The organism is Streptomyces sp. NPDC051214 (assembly GCF_040682375.1).
Classification (GTDB): Bacteria; Actinomycetota; Actinomycetes; order Streptomycetales; family Streptomycetaceae; genus Streptomyces.
Genome location: NZ_JBFBAT010000004.1, coordinates 21,375 through 42,093 on the forward strand (window position 1 = coordinate 21,375; position 20,719 = coordinate 42,093).

The 20,719-nt window shown below is 70.4% G+C and carries 19 protein-coding genes; 4 read left to right on the plus strand and 15 right to left on the minus strand.

What is annotated here, in order from left to right; genetic code table 11:
• Positions 1-34: 34 nt before the first annotated feature.
• From AB0M70_RS11285 to AB0M70_RS11295, 3 genes are all read right to left on the minus strand, one after another.
• A complete protein-coding gene (locus tag AB0M70_RS11285; protein WP_365818854.1) occupies positions 35-1,504 on the minus strand; it encodes an FAD-dependent monooxygenase in 1,470 nt (489 codons plus the stop codon).
• A 313-nt stretch (positions 1,505-1,817) separates the two neighbouring features.
• The gene (locus AB0M70_RS11290) at positions 1,818-2,303 is read right to left on the minus strand and encodes a hypothetical protein (RefSeq protein ID WP_365818856.1); all 486 of its coding nucleotides are present in this window, start codon (positions 2,301-2,303) and stop codon (positions 1,818-1,820) included.
• A gap of 457 nt (positions 2,304-2,760) precedes the next feature.
• Positions 2,761-3,480 carry a response regulator transcription factor gene (locus AB0M70_RS11295; protein ID WP_365819771.1) on the minus strand — a complete coding sequence of 240 codons (720 nt, stop codon included), beginning with the start codon at positions 3,478-3,480 and terminating at the stop codon, positions 2,761-2,763.
• Positions 3,481-3,867: 387 nt separating this feature from the next.
• Between AB0M70_RS11295 and AB0M70_RS11300 the strand changes: the two genes are divergently transcribed.
• On the plus strand, positions 3,868-4,536 hold the full coding sequence (locus tag AB0M70_RS11300; RefSeq protein ID WP_365818858.1) for a ScbR family autoregulator-binding transcription factor: 669 nt from the start codon (positions 3,868-3,870) through the stop codon (positions 4,534-4,536).
• Positions 4,537-4,693: 157 nt separating this feature from the next.
• Here the strand turns inward: AB0M70_RS11300 and AB0M70_RS11305 are convergent, their stop codons facing one another.
• The 3 genes from AB0M70_RS11305 to AB0M70_RS11315 form a co-directional block, all read right to left on the minus strand.
• Positions 4,694-5,365, minus strand: coding sequence for a ScbR family autoregulator-binding transcription factor (locus tag AB0M70_RS11305; protein WP_365818860.1), 672 nt, complete (start codon positions 5,363-5,365; stop codon positions 4,694-4,696).
• Positions 5,366-5,593: 228 nt separating this feature from the next.
• A complete protein-coding gene (locus AB0M70_RS11310) occupies positions 5,594-6,364 on the minus strand; it encodes a glucose 1-dehydrogenase (protein WP_365819773.1) in 771 nt (256 codons plus the stop codon).
• 81 nt (positions 6,365-6,445) lie between these two features.
• Entirely contained in the window at positions 6,446-7,138 is a 693-nt protein-coding gene (locus AB0M70_RS11315; RefSeq protein ID WP_365818862.1) for an HAD family phosphatase, read from the minus strand.
• Positions 7,139-7,488: 350 nt separating this feature from the next.
• Here AB0M70_RS11315 and AB0M70_RS11320 point away from each other — a divergent pair, with 350 nt between their 5' ends.
• Positions 7,489-8,490 carry a ScbA/BarX family gamma-butyrolactone biosynthesis protein gene (locus tag AB0M70_RS11320; RefSeq protein WP_365818864.1) on the plus strand — a complete coding sequence of 334 codons (1,002 nt, stop codon included), beginning with the start codon at positions 7,489-7,491 and terminating at the stop codon, positions 8,488-8,490.
• A gap of 305 nt (positions 8,491-8,795) precedes the next feature.
• Positions 8,796-10,511: an SGNH/GDSL hydrolase family protein gene (locus tag AB0M70_RS11325; RefSeq protein WP_365819775.1), complete on the plus strand. Its 1,716-nt coding sequence runs from the start codon at positions 8,796-8,798 to the stop codon at positions 10,509-10,511.
• 68 nt (positions 10,512-10,579) lie between these two features.
• Here AB0M70_RS11325 and AB0M70_RS11330 read toward each other — a convergent pair whose 3' ends face one another.
• From AB0M70_RS11330 to pcaC, 3 genes are all read right to left on the minus strand, one after another.
• Positions 10,580-11,359 carry an exodeoxyribonuclease III gene (locus AB0M70_RS11330; protein ID WP_365818866.1) on the minus strand — a complete coding sequence of 260 codons (780 nt, stop codon included), beginning with the start codon at positions 11,357-11,359 and terminating at the stop codon, positions 10,580-10,582.
• A 69-nt stretch (positions 11,360-11,428) separates the two neighbouring features.
• Positions 11,429-12,082 carry an MBL fold metallo-hydrolase gene (locus AB0M70_RS11335; protein WP_365818868.1) on the minus strand — a complete coding sequence of 218 codons (654 nt, stop codon included), beginning with the start codon at positions 12,080-12,082 and terminating at the stop codon, positions 11,429-11,431.
• Positions 12,083-12,101: 19 nt separating this feature from the next.
• Positions 12,102-13,400: a 4-carboxymuconolactone decarboxylase gene (gene pcaC / locus AB0M70_RS11340; RefSeq protein ID WP_365818870.1), complete on the minus strand. Its 1,299-nt coding sequence runs from the start codon at positions 13,398-13,400 to the stop codon at positions 12,102-12,104.
• 152 nt (positions 13,401-13,552) lie between these two features.
• Between pcaC and AB0M70_RS11345 the strand changes: the two genes are divergently transcribed.
• Positions 13,553-14,488, plus strand: coding sequence for an ornithine cyclodeaminase family protein (locus tag AB0M70_RS11345; RefSeq protein WP_365818872.1), 936 nt, complete (start codon positions 13,553-13,555; stop codon positions 14,486-14,488).
• Between the two features lie 4 nt (positions 14,489-14,492).
• On the opposite strand, the gene AB0M70_RS11350 is transcribed toward AB0M70_RS11345, so the two are convergent.
• The 6 genes from AB0M70_RS11350 to AB0M70_RS11375 all read right to left on the minus strand — a co-directional run bounded on the left by AB0M70_RS11350 (position 14,493) and on the right by AB0M70_RS11375 (position 20,696).
• On the minus strand, positions 14,493-15,779 hold the full coding sequence (locus AB0M70_RS11350; protein WP_365818874.1) for a sulfite oxidase: 1,287 nt from the start codon (positions 15,777-15,779) through the stop codon (positions 14,493-14,495).
• 53 nt (positions 15,780-15,832) lie between these two features.
• Positions 15,833-16,435 (minus strand): sugar kinase, encoded by a 603-nt coding sequence (locus tag AB0M70_RS11355; RefSeq protein WP_365818876.1) that lies wholly within the window; start codon positions 16,433-16,435, stop codon positions 15,833-15,835.
• Between the two features lie 4 nt (positions 16,436-16,439).
• On the minus strand, positions 16,440-17,597 hold the full coding sequence (locus tag AB0M70_RS11360) for an ROK family glucokinase (RefSeq protein ID WP_160508012.1): 1,158 nt from the start codon (positions 17,595-17,597) through the stop codon (positions 16,440-16,442).
• Positions 17,598-17,791: 194 nt separating this feature from the next.
• Positions 17,792-18,619 (minus strand): ATP-binding cassette domain-containing protein, encoded by an 828-nt coding sequence (locus tag AB0M70_RS11365; protein WP_365818878.1) that lies wholly within the window; start codon positions 18,617-18,619, stop codon positions 17,792-17,794.
• On the minus strand, positions 18,616-19,686 hold the full coding sequence (locus tag AB0M70_RS11370) for an ABC transporter permease (RefSeq protein WP_365818880.1): 1,071 nt from the start codon (positions 19,684-19,686) through the stop codon (positions 18,616-18,618). Before AB0M70_RS11370 ends, AB0M70_RS11365 begins: the two co-directional genes overlap by 4 nt.
• Complete coding sequence (locus tag AB0M70_RS11375) at positions 19,683-20,696, minus strand: sugar ABC transporter substrate-binding protein (RefSeq protein ID WP_365818882.1); 1,014 nt, start codon at positions 20,694-20,696, stop codon at positions 19,683-19,685. The genes AB0M70_RS11370 and AB0M70_RS11375 overlap by 4 nt, the downstream gene beginning before the upstream one ends.
• Positions 20,697-20,719: the final 23 nt, after the last annotated feature.

Sequence of the window (20,719 nt, forward strand, 5' to 3'; positions counted from 1 at the left end):
GGGTGGATCTGGTCTGCCGTGACCGGCGGCCGCGCTAGCGGGACGGTCCGAACCAGCGCTCCAGGGACATGGGCAGGTCGTCATGGCTGCCGGGTGCGGCCCAGGCGACGTAGCCGTCGGGGCGGACCAGGACAGCGGTGGTGCCGGCCAGTTGGCTGCTCTCGGCCAGGCCGTGCGGGGCGGCGGTCACCACGTCCACGCGGTCGGCCCAGCCGGCGGCCCTGCGCCGCAGCACGGCGTTGTCGGCCAGGTCGAGCAGGAGGCCGCGCCCGGAGTGCAGCAGTTGGGTGGCCCGGGTCTTGAGGTCGGCGCCCACCAGTTCCAGGTCGGGCATCCGGCGGCCGAGCAGCGGGTGCCGCCCGCCGCCGACGTCGTAGTGGATCTCCAGGCCGCTGACCATGCCGGCGAGGTGGCGGCTGACGTCCTCGTACTGGATGAGCTCGCCCAGGACGTCGCGCAGCGGCTGCACCTCGGAACCGCTGAGGAACAGCAGGCCCTGGGCGCGGGTGTTCATCAGGAGCCGCTGCCCGACGGGGTGCCGCTCGTCGTGGTAGGTGTCGAGCAGCGCTTCGGGCGCCTTGCCCCGCACCACGGCCGCGAGTTTCCAGCCGAGGTTCATGGCGTCCTGGATGCTGGTGTTCATGCCCTGGCCGCCGGCGGGCAGATGGATGTGCGCGGAGTCGCCCGCGAGCAGGATCCGGCCGCGCCGGTACTCGGTGGCCTGCCGGGTGGCGTCGCCGAAGGAACTCACCCAGATCGGCTTGCCGTGCGAGATGTCCTCGCCCGTCACGCGCTTCCAGCCGACGACCACTTCCTCGTACGAGGGAGCGCTGGTGCGCTTCTGCGGCGGGGTGCCGCGCTCGCAGAGGATGAGGCGCGTGACGCCGCCGGGCAGCGGGCCGACCATGACCATGCCGTTCGCGAACGTCTCGCCGATCATGCGGGGTTCGAGACCGAGCCCCTCCACGTCGGCGAGGAACATCTCCATCGTCGACGCGGTGCCGGGGAAGTCGAACCCGCCGGCCTTGCGCACCATGCTGCGGCCGCCGTCACAGCCGACCAAGTAGGCGGCGCGCAGGGTGTATTCGCCGTCGGGGCCGCGCACGCCCACCTCGACGCCGTCGCCGTCGTCCTCGATGGACGTCACTTCGTGGCCGCGTCGCAGATCCGTGCCCAGTTCGTCGACCCAGGCCTCGAGCGCCGCCTCGGTCTGCGACTGGGGCACGGACTTCGCCGCCTGGTGCGCGCCTTCGAGCACCCCGAAGTCCACCGGAAGGCCGCCGAAGTGGCCCACGTTGCTGGTCTCCACGTCGCCGAAGCGGGTGAGCAGACCGCGCTGGTCGAACACCTCCATGGTGCGGGCGGTGAAACCGAGTCCGCGGGACTCGCCGGTCCGCTCCGGCAGGCGCTCCAGGGCGATGACATCGACGCCCGCGAGCCTGAGCTCACCGGCGAGCACAAGCCCGGCCGGCCCCGCCCCCACGACAATCACTGCAGCGTCCATACGCATCTCCTTGGTAATCGCCGAATTCCTGCCCGACAGCTCGACACAGAGCAGCGGAAGCTATTAATAAGCTTCTTCGCCGGTGCTGTCCTTTTCAAGATTTCCCATGTCATACGTTGGTGAAGTTGAGTCATGAATAGGTGCGGGAATCCGCCAGGAACGTGCGGGAGAATGGCCAGGGGAATGTCAGAGGCCGGTCAGAAGGGCAGCTCAGCGACGTTGCGCGGTGTGCACGGCCGTGACATGCGACAAGGCCCGGCCGGCGGCTGCCGATCGGGCCTCGTGGGGGGCGGGTGGGGGTGGGAGGGGTGGGTCAGAGGGTGCGCGCCGCACGGCGGCTGAAGCTCTCGTGCACGTCCTGCTCGAAGTAGTAGGTGCGCCCGACGCGTTGTTCGCGCCGCCACCGCTGCTCGCTGGCGAGCCGGTAGACGGTGCCCTTCGGGGTGCCCCAGAGCCTGCACACGTCCGACGCCGTCAACCAGCGTGCGGTGGGCGGCTGTTCAGCGGCCGCGGCCCTGGGCACCTGGGCGATCGCCCTGCTGAGCTCCGTCCACTGGTGGCGCTCCCACACGTGCTCGGCGTTGCGGTCGCACCGGATTTCGGTGGCCGTGGCCCCGGTGGCCGGGTTGACGGCCGCGGTGAGCTCTCCCCCGCAGCCCTGCGTCGCGCACGGCCCGACGCGGACCGTACGCCGCCGCTCCCCGTGGGCGATCCGGCGGGCCCTGCGGGCGAGCTGGGCCACTTCCCTGGTCGCCTCACCGACGGCGGGGTGCACGGCGAGCCAGTCGACATGCCGCACGAGAAAGAGAGAAAGGGGTTCGACGGAACGCCGGGGCGCGGAAATTCCCCGCCCCTCCGCGACAAGTCCGCACCATGAACTCAAGGTGGTGAGAATAGAGGTCCGCACATCGGCGGCGGCGCCGTTGAAGGGCATTCCGGGCAGAGAACCGCCACTGGTCGGCCGCTCCCCCGGCAATTGCGCAGAGCCGCCGCCCAATACGCTGCCGCAATCCTCATGAAGTCCGGGCAGCCGGCGCAGTTGCACGACGAACCCTTCCCGGCACAGCGGGCAGAGGCGCTGTCCCCGCACGGCGAGGCGGCTGCCCTCGCCGGTTGCCGCGCGGTACTTGCATCCGTCCCCCTGGCACAGGGTGCTCGTGGTCGGGCGGGCGGCTGTCCGATGCGTCACGGGTGTCTCCGAAGGTCTCTCGGTCGAGTCGTCAAGAGCAGTGCGCCGCGCGGGCGCCGATGGGCGCTCACACCTGGCCGAACCGGAATCCGACACCGCGGACGGTGATGATCCAGCCACTGCAGCCCAACTTGTTCCGCAGGCTGCTGACATGGGTGTCGACGGTCCTGCGGGACCACGAGTCACCCCAGACGCGCTGCATGAGCTGCTTGCGCGGGATGACGGTGTCGGGGTGGGAGGCCAGCAGGAAGAGCAGGTCGAACTCCTTGCGCGTCACGTCGATGCGCCGGCCTTCGAGGCTGACCTCGCGGGCCCCCGCGTCGATGCTCAGCGGCCCGCGGGAGATGGACTCGGCGGTGGACGACGGCTGGCGTGTGGTCCGGCGCATGACCGCCTCCATGCGGGCCATCAACTCCCGGAACCCGTACGGCTTCACCAGGTAGTCGTCGGCGCCTGCCTGGAGGCCGAGCACCCGGTCCAGCTCGCTGCCGCGGCCGGTGACAGCGATGATCGGAATGTTGCTGACCCGCCGGATGTCCCGGCAGACCTCGAGCCCGTCCAGGTCGGGCAGTTCGAGGTCCAGGAGCATCAGGTCGGCCGCCTCGTACGCACGCAGCGCCTCCCGCCCCGTCGTGACGTGCTCGACCTCGTGACTGTGCCTGCGCAACCCCCTCACCAGGCTGTTGGCGTCGTCGACGTCGCTCTCGGCCACCAGCACGCGCCAGACGGCGTTCGTGCCGCGAACTTCCCTCCCCGGGACGCCTGTCGGCCTGACCAGCACGGACATTCTCATGTCGCGTGAGGTCGATATATGAGGCTCCAGAAGGTCTGCCGCACTCTGATTCATCGTCTTCCCCCTCGATCGATGCAGCTCAGCTACTACCTCGCGTCAAGACGAGGAGCAATTTACAAACCTCGACGTCGGTTTGTCAAAGAAAAAAGTTTCATTGAGACCGTCGTCGCACCCGAGCCGAACCCGGACATAGGTATGTAGAGGCTGCCGAAACGCCTCCCCACACACCCCTCGCCGTCACGACGCTACGGGAAAAGTTGGCGCCAGCTGTAGAAACAAAACAGACTTGGCGGTTTAAATACAGTTCATGAACCAGCCGCCCCCGCGGGCCCCGCAGCCACCCGGGCCACCCGCCCCCGCCCAAGAACCGTCAGGAATCTCATGACCAAGCAGGAACGGGCCGTTCGTACACGATCCCAGCTGATCTCCGCGGCCGCCCTCGCGTTCCACCAGCACGGCTTCACCCGTACCAGCCTCACCAACATCAGCCATCAAGTAGGCGTCAGCTCAGGGGCGTTGTACTTCCACTTCGACAGCAAGGAAGCGCTGGCCACCGAGGTCGTGAACCAGGCGTCCCGTGCGCTGCAGAGCGCGGCGCGGCAGTCCTACCGCGCCGGCACCTCGTCCCTCCAGTGCCTGATCGACACCTCGCACGCGCTCGCCGAGCTCCTGCGTACCGACACCGTCGTCCGCGCCGGTTTCCGGCTCAACTGCGCGGGCCACGGCGCGAGCCGGACCGATCTGTGCCAGGAGTGGCAGGCCTGCGTGCAGCGGCTCCTCGCCGAGGCGGCCAGGGAGGGCTCGCTGGCGCCCGGCGCCTCACGGCAGAGCATCGTTGCCGCGCTGGTGGCGGCGACGGTCGGTTTCGAGGTACTGAGCCGCGACGACTTCCAGTGGCTGTCACGGCACGCCCTGAGCGGCTTCTGGAGCCTGCAACTCCCGTGCATCGCCGCCCCGGAGGTGCTCGACCGGCTCAGCCCGGCAGGCTCGGACACAGCCGTGCACGGACCGCGCGTGACGCGGCCGGGCAGCGGGCGCTGGACCACCTGAGCCGGCCGCCCCCGGCACAGCGGCCCCGCCGCTCTGCCGGGGGCGGCCTCGCGGACGGCACACGAAGACGGGACGGCACACGAAAACGCGGGCCGAATCGGTACGCCACAAGGGCGCCCGGTCCGACCCGCGCTGAGTCCGCCGCGTACAGCCCGTCTCAGACCGCCGCGCCCACGTCCTCCCGTTCGTCCGTCCGTGCCATCTCCGCCTCGACCTGCTCGCCACGCCCCGGCGACATGTCCAGGGTGGCGAGCACGCCCGGCAGCGCGATGCTGGGCATGATGTGCCGGTACAGGGCCGCGGCCCGGTGGCGCAGCTCCGCCTGCTCACCCGTCGAGCGCGCCATCATGTTGATCCCGGCGTACGCGCCCACGATGATCAGGCCGGACTCGAGCGGATCGACGTGCGGCAGCAACTCGCCGTTGTTCTTGGCCTGCCGGAGCGTGTCCACGTTCAGCTCGGACCAGTTGCGGTACGGACCGCTGCGGTCGAGGCGCGGGCCCGTGTCGTCCAGGGCGAGGCGGACGCTCCCGCGCACGACCGGGTCGTACGTCAGGCGGTGGGCGAACACCATGCCGATGTCGACCACCTCCTGGAGCTTGGACTTGCGGGGGATGACCGGCAGTCCCTCACTCACCTGCGCGGCGAGGACCGCGAGGGCGAGGGCCTCCTTGGACTCGAAGTGGAAGTACAGCGCGCCCTTGGTCACTTCCGCCCGGGTGAGGATGTCCGTGATTTTGGCGGCCTCGTACCCGCACTCCTCGAAGACGCCGGCGGCCGCCTCGAGGATCACGCGGCGGGTCCTGATCCCGCGGTCCTGCTTCGCCATGGCCACTCCACCCATCTGCGCCCATCCGTGCGGGCCCTGTATACCTCCACGTGCCGGTGCACGCTGACGGAGCCATTCTAAACCGCCAGGTCTGTATGTAATCAATACGTCAGTCGCATATGCTTTTGAGATCGTTCACGCAAGAGGGCGTCCCGCGCCACGGACGCCCTGGGCGCCCGGGCGCTCGGACGCCTCTCGACGCCCGGACGCCCCGGCGGGCACCACGCGTCACACGATGGTGAGCCCGCCGTCCACCGGCATGGTCATGCCCGTGACGAACGAGGCGCGGTCACTGAGAAGCCACGCGGCCGCCTCGGCCACTTCCTCGGGCTCGGCGGTGCGCGGCTGCGGGGTCGCCTGGTGCAGCGCCTCCTCGATGCCGGGGTTCGCGGCGAACCACTCCCCCACGACCTCGGTCCGCGTCGTGCCCGGGGCCAGCGCGTTCACCCTGATCCCCTGCGCCGCGTACTCCGCGGCCGCGGCCTTGGTGAGTCCGAGGACCGCGTGCTTCGCTGCCACGTACGGCGCGGCCACCGGGGTGGCGAGCAGGCCGCCCACGCTGCTGGTGTTCACGATCGCGCCGCCCCCGGAAGAGAGCATCGAGGCGATCTCGTCGCGCAGGCAGTTCCACACCCCGCGTACGTTGACGTCCATGATCTGGTCGTAGAGACCGTCATCCATGAGGTGCAGCGGGGTACGCCCGGTGCCCCAGCCGGCGTTGTTGAAGGCGGCGTCCAGCCTTCCGAAGCGGTCCACCGCGTGGGCCACCGCGGCCGCCGTGTCGCCGGGCCGCGTCACGTCCGTCACCACGTACTCGGCTTCGTGCCCCGCCTCGCGCAGGTGGGCCACGAGCTGCTTGAGGCGGTCCTCCCTGCGGGCCGCGAGCACGACCCTGGCGCCCTCGCGGGCGAAGACGCGGGCCGCCGCTTCCCCGATTCCGCTGCTCGCTCCCGTGATCAGCGCCACCCGGCCGTCGAGCAGTGCCCCGTGCCTGTCCATCGACTTCTCCCCCACGACGTTCCTCTCCCCTGTCACGTACTTCTCCCCTGTCACGTCAACCGGTCCATTCTGCACGGTGGTTCAGGCCCACGCGGACCCGGCGGCGGCCTCCGCGTCGACCGTGCGCAGCAGGTCTTCGTCGATCTCCCCGAGTGATCCGACCACGTGCCGCACACCGACCTCGCGCATCAACTCGCCCTGGTGGCCGTGCTCGAAGCCGCTCGGGTGGCCGATGAACGGCACGCCGAGCTCCTTGGCCACCTCGGCGACCCGCGCCACGTCGTCGATGAAGACCGCCTGGGCCGGTTCGACGCCGAAGACATCGCGGACGATCTCCTGGACACCGGGCCTGAAGTCATTGGTGCACACGTAGTGGGGCTCGTCGAAGAGCGGGGCGAGGTCGCCGAGGTGGCGGTCGAAGTGGGTCTTCTCCAGGCCGCCGTAGCAGATGGTCCGCAGGCCCAAGGAACGCAGCCTGTCCAGGAGTTCGGCCGCTCCGTCGAGGACGCGGATCGGGTCCTTCGCGAGGTACTCCTCGCGCTCGGCGAAGTAGAGGTCCCGGATCTCCTCCGCGGTTTCCGTCATGCCCGCCGCCACCCCGAGGGCCTTGCAGGCGGTCAGCTGGGTCTGGGAGAAGATCTCGCGCTCGGTCGCGGCGTCGTAGCTGCCGCCGCGGCTGGTGATGAAGTGGTGGATCACGGGACTGAAGGTGTCGTTGAGGAGCACGCCGTCGATGTTCACGGCGGCGAGCCGTATCTGTTCCAAGTGCTGCACGAGGTCTCCCCGTTGAGTGGCATGAGGCAGGCGTTGGCCCGGCGTTAAAGAGAAGGAAACAAAACCGCGTGGACCGGATGTTCTGCGTCAGGAACATACCGGAAACAGCACGCACACAGAGGCGCGAGAGCAAGATCCCAATGGATGTACGCAACACCGGTCGGGCGGAGTTGACCCCTCATGGCGCCTATGACCTGCGGAAACAGGGGATCGCCAGATGCTGAATCGCTCAACGACCCACAGGGCGCCGAAAAGTTGCTCGCGAATCTTGTTGTAAACCAAACCACGAAGTACGTATCTTTTTCCCAGCCAAGCACGCCTCGGTCTGTCGACATCTCTATGGGGGAACCATGCTGCAGACGCTTGAGTCAACGGAGTCGGTCCGCACCACGGACGCGCACCACTCGGCCGCGAGACGCACGGTGGGGAGCATCGAAACCACGCTGACCAGGACCGTCCCGCGCGAGTTCGTGCACCGGGCCGCGGTGGCCGAGGTATTCCTCACCGGCATACGACAGCTGAGCGACGAGCAGTTCACCGTCACCGCCCAGTGGCCCCGCGGCCACAGCTTCTACGGTTCCGTGCACGGCAGGTACGACCCCCTGCTGATCGCCGAGACCATACGCCAGGTCGGTGCGCTCCTGTCCCACACGGTCTTCGACGTGGCGCTCACCCACAAGTTCCTGCTGTGGGACCTGAATTACACCGCGCTTCCCGAGGGCCTGGTCATGGACTCCGCACCGGCCGACCTCGAACTCTCCGTGACCTGCACCGAGATCCGCCGCCGCGGCAACCGGCTGGCCGGTCTGCGGTACGAGGCCACCATCCGGCACGCCGAGCGCATCATCGCCACGGGCGGGGCCAGCTTCACCACCACCTCACCGGAGGCGTACCGCCGGCTGCGCGCCGCCCGCCTGGAGAGCTCGACCGGGCCCGTGCTCCCGGGCGCCTCCGAGCTGCCTCAACTGGTCGCCCGTACCTCCCCGTTCGACGTCGTCCTCTCCCCCACCGAGCAGACCGGGCGCTGGCAGCTGCGGGTCAACGCGACCCACCCGGTGCTCTTCGACCACTACGTGGACCACGTACCCGGCATGGTCCTCCTGGAGGCGGCCCGCCAGGCGGCGCACGCCATCGGGTCGCAGGACCGCCCGGTCCTCCCCGTCACGCTCGACAGCACCTTCCACCGGTACGCGGAGTTCGACACCCCGTGCTGGGTGGACGCCGAGATCATCGACACCGACGCCACGTCCCCCGACGCCTGCACGGTGCGCATCACCGGCCGCCAGGACGGCGAGACCGTCTTCACCACCACCGTGGGCCTGACGGCGCTGAACCCGACCCCCATGGTGTAGCTCCACCCGCGCATGACCCCCGGCCGGGAGGCCGTTCGGGTGCGGTCGGCAGGGGCCGCCGTACCCGAACAGCCGTATCGCGCTCACCCAGATCACCCCGGTATCCCGGCAAGTTCGGGTCATGTTCACGCACACCTCATTGACGCGTCTCCCCCACCTCCTTAGCTTCATGGCGCACCTGTCGTCACGTCAGCTTCAGCCAAAGGGAGGGGTCTGGTGTGCGCCCACGCAGCTCGCGTACCTCGCGTATCTCACGTATCTGGGGTGCGGCCGCCGTACTCGCGGTGATCAGCGGCGCCCTGCCCGTGGCGACGGCGACGGCGACCGCCGCCCCGCACAGACCCGGGCCGCTCCCCCTGGAGCGGCTCTTCGACAACCGGGCCATCAGCGATGACGCGCGACCCGGTGACGCGGACTTCGACGGCTCGGGCGGTTCGTTCTCGGCGCGGGATCTCGACGCGGCGGGCTGGACCCCGGGCCGTTCGCTCGCCGTGGACGGGGCACGGCTCACCCTGCCCCGCACCGCGGCGGGCGAGAAGGACAACGTCCGTGCCGACGGGCAGTCCGTGCGGGTGCGCGGACGCGGGGACGCCCTGGCCTTCCTCGTCGCGGGCACGGGCGGCGAGGCGAGCGGTACGGGGACGGTGCGCTACCGGGACGGCGGCAAGGGGACGTACCGCCTGACGGCGCCGGACTGGCGCTCGGGGCCGCTCGCCACCAAGGCGGTCGCGCTGCCGCACCTGAACACCCCGGGCGGCCAACTCGCCGAGAAGACACGGCTGTACGTGGTGACCGTGCCGGTGGCGCGCGGACGCGAGGTCGCCTCGGTGACCCTGCCGAAGGACCCGGGCGCCCCGGATCTGCACGTCTTCGCGCTCTCCGTGCGGCAGCCGGCCAAGGGGTGGACCGGCAGCTGGTCGACGTCGACGGCCGGATACACGGCGGTGGGCCCCTGGACCGACCGGACCGTGCGGCTGGTCGTCCACACCAGCACGGGCGGTCCGCGGGTGCGGATCAGGCTCGACAACACCTTCGCCTCCGCCCCGGTGCGGATCGGGAGCGCGACGGTGGCGGTGCAGGAGTCCGGGGCGGGAGCCCGGGGCGAACCGCAGGCGCTCACCTTCCGCGGCAGGACAGGCTCCGAAATCCCGGCGGGAGCACAGGCGTTCAGCGACCCGCTCGACTTCGACGTGCCCGAGGACACCAATCTCCTGGTGAGTTTCCACCTCCCGGAGACGGTGACGACCGCGCCCGTGCACAGCCAGGCCATCCAGCGCTCGTACGTGAGCGGCCCCGGCGACCACGCGGCGGACGGCTCCCCGGCGGCGTACACGTCGACGATCACGACGTGGCCGCTGCTCGCGGGGGTCGACGTGGGCGGCGGTCCCGGGTCGGTGGTGCTGCTCGGCGACTCCATCACGGACGGGGTGAGGTCGACGCAGGACGCGAACCACCGCTGGCCCAACGTCCTTGCCACGCGGCTGCTCCAGCAGGACGAGGTCCCGCGCTTCGGTGTCCTGAACCAGGGGATCTCGGCGAACCGCGTGGTCGCGGACCGCTACCCCGGCGACGGTGTCTCCACCGACACGGGCGGCGTCAGCGCGCTGCACCGCCTGGACCGTGATGTGTTCGCCCAGACGTCGGCCCGTACGGTCGTCGTCTTCGAAGGCGTCAACGACGTGCGGTGGGGTGCGTCGGCGGATCAGGTGATCGCCGGTATGCGGGAGATCTCCGGGCGGGCCCACGCGCGGGGCCTGCGCGTGGTGGCCGCGACCATCGCGCCCTGCCAGGGCGAGTCCCTGTGCACGGCGGCGGCGGACGCCGAGCGGGTGAAGGTCAACGACTACTTGCGCGGCGGCGACGATTTCGACGCCGTCCTCGACTTCGACGCGGTGCTGCGTGATCCGGCGAACCCGGCGCGGATGCTGGCCGCGTACGACAGCGGGGACCATCTTCATCCCGGGGACGCGGGGCTCGCCGCGCTCGCGGAGTCGGTGGATCTGCGGGTGCTCGAGCCGTAGCTCGCACCGGGGGGATCGGAAGCCGGTGACGGCCGGGGAGTCTCCCCGGCCGTCGCACGCTCACACGCTCACACGTCCAGGTCCACCACGACCGGCGCGTGGTCCGACGCGCCCTTGCCCTTGCGCTCCTCGCGGTCCACGTACGCGTCGGAGACGGCCTTGCCGAACGCCTCGTTCCCGTACACCAGGTCGATGCGCATGCCCTTGTTCTTGGGGAAGCCGAGCTGGCGGTAGTCCCAGTACGTGAACGGGTGGTCGTACTTCAGGGGCCGCGGCACGACGTCCGAGAGGCCCGCTTCCCGCAGTGCCGCGAGTGCCGCGCGCTCGGCGGGGGTCACGTGCGTGGCGCCCTCGAACAGGGAGGGGTCCCACACGTCCGCGTCGGTCGGCGCCACATTGAAGTCGCCGAGGACCGCGAAGGGCCGGGCGCCCGCCGCGTCGGCGGCGACCGCGGCCTTCAGCGCCTCGAACCACTGCAGTTTGTACGCGAAGTGCGCGTGGTCCACCTCGCGGCCGTTGGGCACGTACACCGACCAGACGCGGGCAGGACCGCAGGTGGCGGAGATCGCGCGCGGCTCCTGGACCCCGTCGTAGTCGGGGCCGCCGGGCAGGCCCGTCGTCACGTCCTCCAGGCCCACGCGGGAGACCAGCGCGACGCCGTTCCACCGCCCGGTCGCGTTCACCGCCGACTCGTAGCCGAGCTCGCGGAGCTCGGCGGCGGGGAACTGCTCCGCGGTGGTCTTGGTCTCCTGGATGCACAGCACATCCGTACCGCTGCTCTCCAGCCAGGCGAGGAGCCTGGGCAGCCGAGCGGTGATCGAGTTCACGTTCCAGGTGGCAATGCGCATGCTTCCCAACCTACCGAACGCCACTGACAGTGCCGGGCCCGCCGGTCACCCGGTCGCTCTGTCACCCGGTCACAGCTCGGCGGACTCCCCCGGCGTGAGCCGCAGGTGCTCCGCGCCGCCGAGGGACCCGATCTGCGCGTCGTAGATCGGCCGGGCCAGGTCCGTGAGCAGGGCGTCGTGGACGTCGTAGGCGCGCTGCGGCTTGACCTCGCGTACGTAGTCGATGACCTCGGAGATCTTGCTCCAGGGAGCCATCACCGGCAGCATCAGCGTCTCGACCGGCTGCTCGGGGACGGTCAGGGCGTCGCCCGGGTGGAAGACCGAACCGTCCACCAGGTAGCCGACGTTGGTGATCCGCGGGATGTCCGGGTGGATCACGGCGTGCAGCTCGCCGTGCACCTGTACGTCGAATCCGGCGGCCTCGAAGGTGTCGCCGTGCCCGACGGTGTGCACCCGCCCCGGGAAGGCCGCCGAGATCTTCTCGGCGACCGAGCGCAGGGTCCAGATCTCGGCTGCGGGGTTGGCCTCGAGGCCGGCCCGCAGCCGCTCCTCGTTGAAGTGGTCGGGGTGCTCGTGCGTGACCAGGATCGCGTCGGCGCCGAGCGCCGCGTCCTGTTCGCTGAAGCCGCCCGGGTCGATGACCAGACTCCGGCCGTCCCGCTCCAGGCGGACACAGGCGTGCGTCTTCTTCGTGAGCTTGGTGCGCTTCGCGGCAGTCGTCATCACCCCATCCTGCTACGCCTCACTCCTGGGGCGTGGTTTCCTCGCGGATCACGGCCTGGGCGACCTTGAAGGCGGAGTTCGCCGCGGGGACACCGCAGTAGACGGCCGCCTGGAGAAGCACTTCCTTGATCTCCTGCGCGGTGAGGCCGTTGCGCAGGGCGGCGCGGGTGTGGAAGGCCAGCTCGTCCAGGTGGCCGCCCGCGACGAGCGCGGTCAGGGTGACGCAGCTGCGGGAGCGCCGGTCGAGGCCGGGGCGGTTCCAGACCTCGCCCCACGCGTAGCGCGTGATGAGCTCCTGGAAGTCCGTGGAGAAGTCGTCGGCCGCGGCGAGGGCGCGGTCGACGTGCGCGTCACCGAGCACCTCGCGGCGGACCTTGATCCCCGCTTCGTAGAGGTCGGGGCGTCCGTCGTCCACGGCTTCCGGCTGCTCCATGGGCCCGATCTCGGCCACCGGGAAGACGGGCGGCGGCGGGGCGAGCACCGGCTTGACCGGCGTCGCGCTGATCGCCGCGTGCGTCCCGGTGGCGTCGGGCGCGAGCTGCCAGGCGGTGGAGAAGTGGCGTACGAGAAGGTCGGTGACGGCGGCGGGCTGCTCGACGGGGGCGAGGTGCGAGGCTCCCGGCACCACGGCGAGGCGGGAGTCCGGGATGCCGGCGACGAGGGTACGGGCCTCGCCCTGCCCGGTGACCTGGTCCTCGGACCCGACCAGGACGAGGGTGGGCACTCCTATCCGGCCCAGCTCGGCGCGTACGTCGAAGGCGGCGAGGGCCTCGCAGGCGGCGATGTAGCAGCCCGGGTCGGTCGTCCGCACCATCTGTACGGCCCAGTCGGTGATGGCGGGCTGCGCGGCGGCGAAGCCGGGCGTGAACCAGCGCTCGGGGGACGTGCGCGCGATGGGGTCGAGGCCGTTGCTCCGCACGATCACTCCGCGCTGGCGGAACTCGTCGGCGCTGCCGAAGCGGGGCGAGGCGGAGATCAGCGCCAGGGAGGCGACGCGCTGCGGGTGCCGCAGGGCGAGCTCGGCCCCTATCGCGCCGCCGAAGGCGCAGCCGGCGTACCCGAAGCGCTGCACGCCGACCTCGTCGAGCGTGACGAGCAGCCGCTGCACGAGGTCGCCGACGGAGCCGCAGGGGTGCGCGGGGGCGCCCCCGTGTCCGGGCATGTCGAAGCGGAACACACGCCACTGCTTGACCAGCTCGGGCACCTGCCGGTCCCACATGTGCCAGGTGGTGCCGAGCGAGGGTCCGAGGATCAGCACGGGGGCGTCTTCGGGGCCGTCGAAGCGGTACTGGAGGGCAGGGGTAGTCGTCTCGCTCACCGCTCTACGCTAACGGGCGGAGCTGACGCGTGAGTAAGAGGGTGCACAAGCTCTCCCCGGGACAGCTGTCTGCGTCAAGGGATTGCGCGCGACAAATGCGAGCAGATACAAGCAGATGCTCCTGAACTGCCCGTCCCCGAAAGGAACCAGCGATGAGTGAGGCCCCGCCCTACATCGACGCCGATGCGATGGCCCGGTGCGTCCCGATGTCCGCGGCGATCGAGGCGGTGGAAGCCGTGCTCAAGGCGGGCCTTGACCCGGAGGCGGAGCCGCCGCGCGGCGTGGTGGACGTCCCCGGCGGCCAGCTCCTCCTGATGCCGTCCTCCACGCGGGCGTACACCGGGGTGAAGATCGCCACGGTCACCCCGGAGAACACGGCCCGCGCTCTCCCTCGCGTCCAGGGCCTGTACCTCCTCCTGGACGGCACGACCCACACGCCCCTGGCCCTCCTCGACGGCATCGCGCTCACTGCCCTGCGGACCCCCGCGGTGTCGGGAGCGGCGATCAAGCACCTGGCGGTCCCGGATGCCCGCCGCCTCCTGGTCTTCGGCACCGGCCCGCAGGCCTGGGGCCATGTGGAGGCGGTGCGCGCGGTACGCCCGACGCTGACCCACGTGGACGTCGTGGCGCGCACCCCCGAGCGCGTGGCGGCCTTCGTCGACCGATGCCGCGAGGCGGGCCTCTCGGCGGCGCCCGCGACTCCGGCGGACGTCGCGACCGCCGACGTGGTCTGCTGCTGCACGACGTCCCGCGAACCCCTCTTCGACAGCACACTGCTCCCGCCCCACGCGACGGTGGCCGCGGTGGGCTCCCACGAACCGGACGCACGCGAGGTCGACGAGAAACTCCCGGCCCGCGCCCTGGTGGTGGCGGAGTCCCACGAGGTCGCCCTGCGGGAATGCGGCGACATCGTCCTGGCAACGGCCACGGGCGCCTTCGACGTGAAAACCCTGCGCACACTGGGCGAGTTGGTACGGGGCGAGGTACAGATCCCCGCGGAACGCCCGCGCCTGTTCAAGTCCGCGGGGATGGCCTGGGAGGACTTGGGGGTGGCGGCGGCTGTGTATGAGGGGGTCGGGGCCGGCTAAAGGCTCACACCACCCTCACCGCATGCCGCACCACCGCGTCGAACAAGTAGCCCTGTGTGTTGTGCGGCGTCGATGGTGGCTGGGTGTGGGTCGTGGTGTCCGTGGCGCGGGCCAGGAGTGTGGTCGGGCCCGGGGTTTTGGGGTGCCAGGGGGTGGTCCAGCGGGTCCAGGTGGCGCGGTGAGGGGTGTCCTTGAGGTGGGCCTTGTGCCAGGTGCGGCCCTCGTCCGTGCTGATGTCCACGCGGGTGATCGCGCCGTTCGCCGACCATGAGCGGCCGGTGAGGTGGTGGGTCGTGGACGCCGGGAGGCTTGCGTTCCACGGGAGTTCGAAGGCGGACTTCAGGGTTTGGTGGGTGAGCGGGGCGCTGCCCTCCGGGGGGTAGGTCTCGCCGAACAGGCGGTAGAACTGGGTGTTCCAGGGCGAGTAGAGAGGGGTGGCCGAGACCTCGATGTCGCCCACCCATTTGATCGACGCGATGCCCACCCACGCCGGGACCAGGACCCGCACCGGGTAGCCGTGGTCCGCGGGGAGCGGGGCGCCGTTCATCTCGTACGCCAGGATCACGTCGTCCGACGCCTTGGCGAGCGGCAGCGGGCGGCGGACCCGGCCCAGGTTCGTGCCGTCGTCCGTGACGTACTCCGCGTCGAGGCCGCTCGGCATCACGTCCACCGCATGGCGGGAGACACCTGCCCGGCGCAGGACCTCGGAGAGGCGGACGCCGCGCCAGCGCGCGTTGCCGATCGCTCCCAGGGTCCAGGCCGTGCCGGAGGCAGGTTGGCCCTGCTGGGTGGTGAAGAAGCTTCTGCCGTTGCCCGCGCATTCGACGAAGGCGGTGCGGGTCGTCGACGGGAGGCGTTTGAGGTCCGCGAGCGTGAACTCTGTGGTCCTGCCGCCCCGTAGGCCGTCGCCCCAGATCCGCAGGCTCCACGTCTTGGCGTCCAGGCGTGGCGTCGCCGTGTGGTTGCGCACGAAGAAGTGCGATGCGGGGGTGTGGAAGCCCGTGTCGGCCAGCGCCTCGAACTTCGTCTCCGCGTTCGTGCCGCGGATCGTGAAGCGGTCCGCGGGCAGCGGTTTCACGATGCCGGCCGCGACAGCGCCCTCGGCCGCCCGAGCGCGGGGTGCGCCCAGCGCCACCGGCAGCGTCGCCGCGGCCCCCGCCGCCGCGAGCAGCCGCATCATGTCCCTGCGTGCCACCCCGGCCGCGCGCGCCTCCCCCGCGAGCCACTGGGCGCGCCGACGTCTGTCGTACTCCGCCTCGGATGCCCCTTCGGACGTCTCTCTGGAGATCATGGGCGCCATCGTACGAGCCGCCCCTCGGGCAACTCACCGATGAAACACGCCAGTTACGGGGTTGTCGTAGACACTACATAGACCATCGGGTGCTCCGCGTTGACGCGGTTCACCACCACGTCCAGGGTCGGCACCGGGTCCTTCTGCACATGGGTCAGGCCCAGCCAGGGACCCGGGTCGGTGAACTCCCAGCCGACCACGTTGCGGTCGCGCCTGCTGATGGTGATGTCGTTCTTCTCCAGCGCCTTGGTGCTCGTGCCGATCTGCTCGAGGAACTTGTCCAGGCCCTCGTTGCTCGTCAGGAACTGGGCGTACAGGCGGCTGGTGCGCCAGTTGTTCGTCTCGTAGTAGGCGACTTCCCGGGAGTAGTACGGGATCGGCACGTCGTACAGACGGCGCTGCACCTTGGAGGGCCAGCCCGCGGTGAGGCCCGTCGCGGAGTACTTGGCCTCCTTGTCGCGGCCGCTGTTGCGGCTCTGGTTCGCGGAGATCACCAGATAGCCGGCGGGCACACCGATCAGGAGCACGATGATCGTGGCCGTCAGCCAGCGGCGGCGGAGCATGTGGCGGCGGCCCTCGCGGGGGCGGCCACCCTCGTCGGCGGTGTCCGGGGAGTCCGCGGAGTCCGGGGACGAGGGCTGGCGGGGGACGGTCATCTGTTTACTGGGTTCCCTGAGAGGTGCGGTCGTTGGTGCGGCGCGCTTCCACGTACCGCTCGTACCGTTCGTGGCGCTCCACCCGGCGGCGGTTGGCGCGGCGGAAGCGGCGGGCCACCAGACGGGCCAGGTCGGCGGCGCCCACCATGCCCGCCTCGGGGCCCAGCTGGGCGCGGGCGATACGGGCCTCGGGGCGGTAGCCGCGGCCGGTCAGCTGGCGGCGGAAGGCGTCGCGCGCCGGACCGATCAGCAGGTCGTCGGCGGCCGACACGCCGCCGCCGATCACGAAGCAGGACGGGTCGAGCGCCGCCGCGAGGTTCGCGATGCCGACGCCGAGCCACTGGCCGATGTCCTGGAGGAGCTCGACGCACATCGCGTCGCCGTCGCGGGCCAGCTCCGTGATCAGGGGGCCCGTGATGTCGGGGATGTTGCCCTTGACCCGCTCGATGATCCCGTACGCGACCGGGGAGTCGGCGGCGGCGAGCTCGCGCGCCTCCCTGACCAGCGCGTTTCCGGAGCTGTACTGCTCCCAGCAGCCGCGGTTGCCGCACGGGCAGCGGTGGCCGCCGGGAACGACCTGCATATGGCCGAACTCCCCGGCCACGCCGAACTTGCCGCGCTTGACCTGGCCGTCCTCCAGGATCGCGCCGCCGATGCCGGTGCCGAGCGTGATCATGACCAGGTGGTCCTCGCCGCGGGCCGCGCCGAAGCGCCATTCCGCCCAGGCGGCGGTGTTCGCGTCGTTGTCGACGAGCACGGGCACCGCGAGGCGGCCGGAGATGCGGTCACGCAGGGGTTCGTTGCGCCAGGACAGGTGCGGGGCGAACAGGACGCGGTTGCGGTCCGCGTCGACCCAGCCCGCCGCGCCGATGCCCACCGCGTGCACGTCGTGCCGGTCGGAGAGGTCCAGGACCAGCTCGACGATGGTGTCCTCGACGACCTTGGGGCTCTTGGACTTGTCCGGGGTCTCCGTGCGGAGCGTCTCCAGGATGTTGCCGTCGGCGTCGACGACGCCCGCCATCACCTTCGTGCCGCCGATGTCGATGCCGACGGTGGGCACACGGGGCGCCGTCAGATGTGATCGGCGCTCACGCGTGCCCACGGTCCGCAGGACGGTGGCTCGGGCGGAGCCGCGGTGCGCGAGATCGCGGTAGGTGCTCATTGCGGCGATTCTGCCTCACTCTCGCGGGGGCGCGCACGACGGGGATACGGGGCTCGGCCCCGTCAGGGGCGCGGGGAACTGCGCGCTCAGCCCGCGAAAAGCCGCAGTCGCGTCTGCCGGGTGACCGAGCAGACGCGACCGCGGCTCTTCTGTGGTTGCTCGCGCAGTTCCCCGCGCCCCTAAAGGGGCGCTGCTCAGCGCTTCTCCAGTTCGTGGCGGAGGTCGTCCAGTTCGGAGCCGCCCGCCATCTGGCGGGTCAGTTCGTCCAGGGTGACCTCGTCCCGCGCATAGCTGCCGAACATCGTGCCGCGCTTGAGGAGGACGAAGCGGTTGCCGACCAGGTAGGCGTGGTGCGGGTTATGGGTGATCAAGACCACTCCGAGGCCCGCGTCCCGCGCCGCGGCGACGTACTTCAGGACGACGCCCGACTGCTTGACGCCGAGCGCGGCGGTGGGCTCGTCCAGGACGAGGACCTTCGCGCCGAAGTACACCGCGCGCGCGATCGCCACGCACTGGCGCTCACCGCCCGACAGGGTGCCGATGGGCTGATCGACGTCGCGCAGGTCGATGCCCATGCGAAGGAGCTCCGCGCGGGTCGTCTCGCGCATGAGGTCGACGTCGAGGCGCTTGAAGGGGCCCGCGCCCTTCGTCGGCTCGGAGCCGAGGAAGAAGTTGCGCCAGACCGGCATCAGCGGGACCACGGCGAGGTCCTGGTAGACCGTGGCGATGCCGTGGTTCAGGGCGTCGCGCGGCGTGCTGAGCTTCGCGTCCTCGCCCTCGATCCGGAAGGACCCGGCGTCGTGCTGGTGCAGACCCGCGATGATCTTGATGAGGGTCGACTTGCCGGCGCCGTTGTCGCCGAGGACGCAGGAGATCTCGCCCGCGTGGACCTCCAGGGAGACCCCTTCGAGAGCGCGGATGTTGCCGTAGTACTTACTGACGTCGTCGAGCTCGACGAGCGGGGTGCGGCCCGGCTCGGGCTGCGGCACCTCGTCGGTGACGTCGGTCGTGTCGGTGGTCACTTCGTCGCCTCCGCGCGCTTGCGGACCCAGTGGTTGAGCAGGGTCGCCAGGAGCAGCATCACTCCGAGGAAGAACTTGAACCAGTCCGGGTTCCACTCGGCGAACACGATGCCCTTGCTGACCATGCCGAAGATGAGGGCGCCCACGGCCGCGCCGACCGCGGAGCCGTAGCCGCCCGTGATCAGGCAGCCGCCGATGACGGCCGCGATGATGTAGATCAGTTCGTTGCCGACGCCCTCGCCGGACTGGACGACGTCGTACGAGAAGAGCAGGTGCTGGCCCGAGATCCAGGCGCCGAAGGCGACGCCCATGTAGAGGCCGATCTTCGTCGCGGCGACCGGGACGCCGACCGCGCGGGCGGCTTCCTCGCCGCCACCGACCGCGAAGATCCAGTTGCCGACGCGGGTACGGAGCAGGACCCAGGTGGCGACCGCGATCAGGCCGAGCCACCAGAGGATCGTGATCTTGAAGTCGACGCCGCCGATGGTGATCGTCGAGGCGAAGACGTCCTTGGCGGAGGCGAAGCCCTCCATGTCGGCGATCGACTTCGTGGAGACCGTGCCGCTGATCAGCTTGGTGAAGCCGAGGTTCATGCCGGTCAGCATCAGGAACGTGCCGAGCGTGATGATGAAGCTCGGCGGGTCGGTGCGCGTCAGCATCACGCCGTTGAAGACGCCGATCGCGAGGGTGACGAGCAGCGAGACGAACACGCCGACCCAGACGTTCGCCGTCATCTGGTAGCTGAACATCGACGAGATGAGCGCGGAGGTCGTCACCATGACGCCCGCCGACAGGTCGAACTCGCCGCCGATCATCAGGAGCGCCACCGGCACCGCCATGATGCCGAGGGTCGATGCCGCGTACAGCACCGTGGCGAGGCTGGTGGCCTGCAGGAAGCTGTCGGCGGCGACCGAGAAGAAGACGAAGACGGCGATGGCGCCGACGACGGAGCCGAGCTCGGGGCGGCCCATCAGCTTCTTCAGCGGCGAGGCCTTCAGGAGGCGCTCGTCCGTCTTCGTGCCCGGGGAGCCGGGGGAAGAGGCGGGCGCCGGGGCTGTGGCTGTCATCGGGTCCCTCGCTTCGCGTATTCCTCCAGCTTGGCGGCCTGGCCCTTGGTGACGATCTGCGGTCCGGTGAGGACCGGCTTGCCGCCGCCGAGTACGTCGTCGTTGTACTTGTAGAGCCACAGCAGGTCCACGGCCTCGTAGCCCTGGAGGTAGGGCTGCTGGTCGACGGCGAAGCCGAGCGTGCCGTCCTTCAGGCCCGCCGCGACCTTCTCGTTCAGGTCGAAGGTGTCGACCTCGGCCTTGCTGCCCGCGCTGTCGGCGGCCTTGACCGCGGTGTCGGCGAAGGGCGCGCCGAGCGTGACCACCGAGTCGACGGACTTGTCGGACTGGAGCCTGGCCTCGATGGAGGACTGCACGTCGGGCATGTTCGTGCCGGTCACGTACAGGTTCTGCATCGTGCCGTCGAAGGTCTTCTTGGCGCCCTCGCAGCGCTGCTCGTGTCCGACGTTGCCCTGCTCGTGCAGGATGCAGAGCGCCTTCTTCTTGCCGCGCTTGTTGAGCTCCTCGCCGACGGCCTCGCCCGCGATCGTCTCGTCCTGGCCGATGTGCGTGAGCGCGCCGAACTCCTTGGACTCCGCGGAGCCGGAGTTCACGGTGATCACCGGGATGCCGGCCTTCTTCGCGCGGGCCAGGGCGCCCTTCATGGCGTCGGGCTTGGCGAGGCTGACGATGATGCCGTCGACCTTCTTGTCGATGTACGAGTCCACCAGCTGGGCCTGCTGCTGGGCCTCGGCGTTGTGGGAGTACAGGAACTTGATGTTGTCCTTGCGGGCCGCCTCTTCGGCGCCCTCCTGGACGATGTCCCAGAACGTGTCGCCGTCACCCGAGTGGGTCACCATGCCGAACGTCCACTCCGGCGTGCTCACCGCCGCCTTGCCCTGGGCCGACGCCGCCTTGCGCGCGTCCTCGGCCCGCTTGCCACCGGTGCTGCTGCACCCCGCGAGGGATACCCCGAGCACCGCGACCAGCACGGCGCCCACCGCACGTACCCCTGTCTGAACCCTTGCCACGACGCCGTGCCCTTCTAGCTCTG

Bases quoted from the DNA above. Each gene is read 5' to 3' on its own strand.
- AB0M70_RS11285 (WP_365818854.1), bottom strand. From the start codon at position 1,504: ATGGACGCTGCAGTGATTGTCGTGGGGGCGGGGCCGGCCGGGCTTGTG.
- AB0M70_RS11295 (WP_365819771.1), bottom strand. From the start codon at position 3,480: ATGTCCGTGCTGGTCAGGCCGACAGGCGTCCCGGGGAGGGAAGTTCGC.
- AB0M70_RS11300 (WP_365818858.1), top strand. From the start codon at position 3,868: ATGACCAAGCAGGAACGGGCCGTTCGTACACGATCCCAGCTGATCTCC.
- AB0M70_RS11305 (WP_365818860.1), bottom strand. From the start codon at position 5,365: ATGGCGAAGCAGGACCGCGGGATCAGGACCCGCCGCGTGATCCTCGAG.
- AB0M70_RS11310 (WP_365819773.1), bottom strand. From the start codon at position 6,364: ATGGACAGGCACGGGGCACTGCTCGACGGCCGGGTGGCGCTGATCACG.
- AB0M70_RS11320 (WP_365818864.1), top strand. From the start codon at position 7,489: ATGCTGCAGACGCTTGAGTCAACGGAGTCGGTCCGCACCACGGACGCG.
- AB0M70_RS11330 (WP_365818866.1), bottom strand. From the start codon at position 11,359: ATGCGCATTGCCACCTGGAACGTGAACTCGATCACCGCTCGGCTGCCC.
- AB0M70_RS11335 (WP_365818868.1), bottom strand. From the start codon at position 12,082: ATGACGACTGCCGCGAAGCGCACCAAGCTCACGAAGAAGACGCACGCC.
- AB0M70_RS11345 (WP_365818872.1), top strand. From the start codon at position 13,553: ATGAGTGAGGCCCCGCCCTACATCGACGCCGATGCGATGGCCCGGTGC.
- AB0M70_RS11350 (WP_365818874.1), bottom strand. From the start codon at position 15,779: ATGATCTCCAGAGAGACGTCCGAAGGGGCATCCGAGGCGGAGTACGAC.
- AB0M70_RS11355 (WP_365818876.1), bottom strand. From the start codon at position 16,435: ATGACCGTCCCCCGCCAGCCCTCGTCCCCGGACTCCGCGGACTCCCCG.
- AB0M70_RS11360 (WP_160508012.1), bottom strand. From the start codon at position 17,597: ATGAGCACCTACCGCGATCTCGCGCACCGCGGCTCCGCCCGAGCCACC.
- AB0M70_RS11370 (WP_365818880.1), bottom strand. From the start codon at position 19,686: ATGACAGCCACAGCCCCGGCGCCCGCCTCTTCCCCCGGCTCCCCGGGC.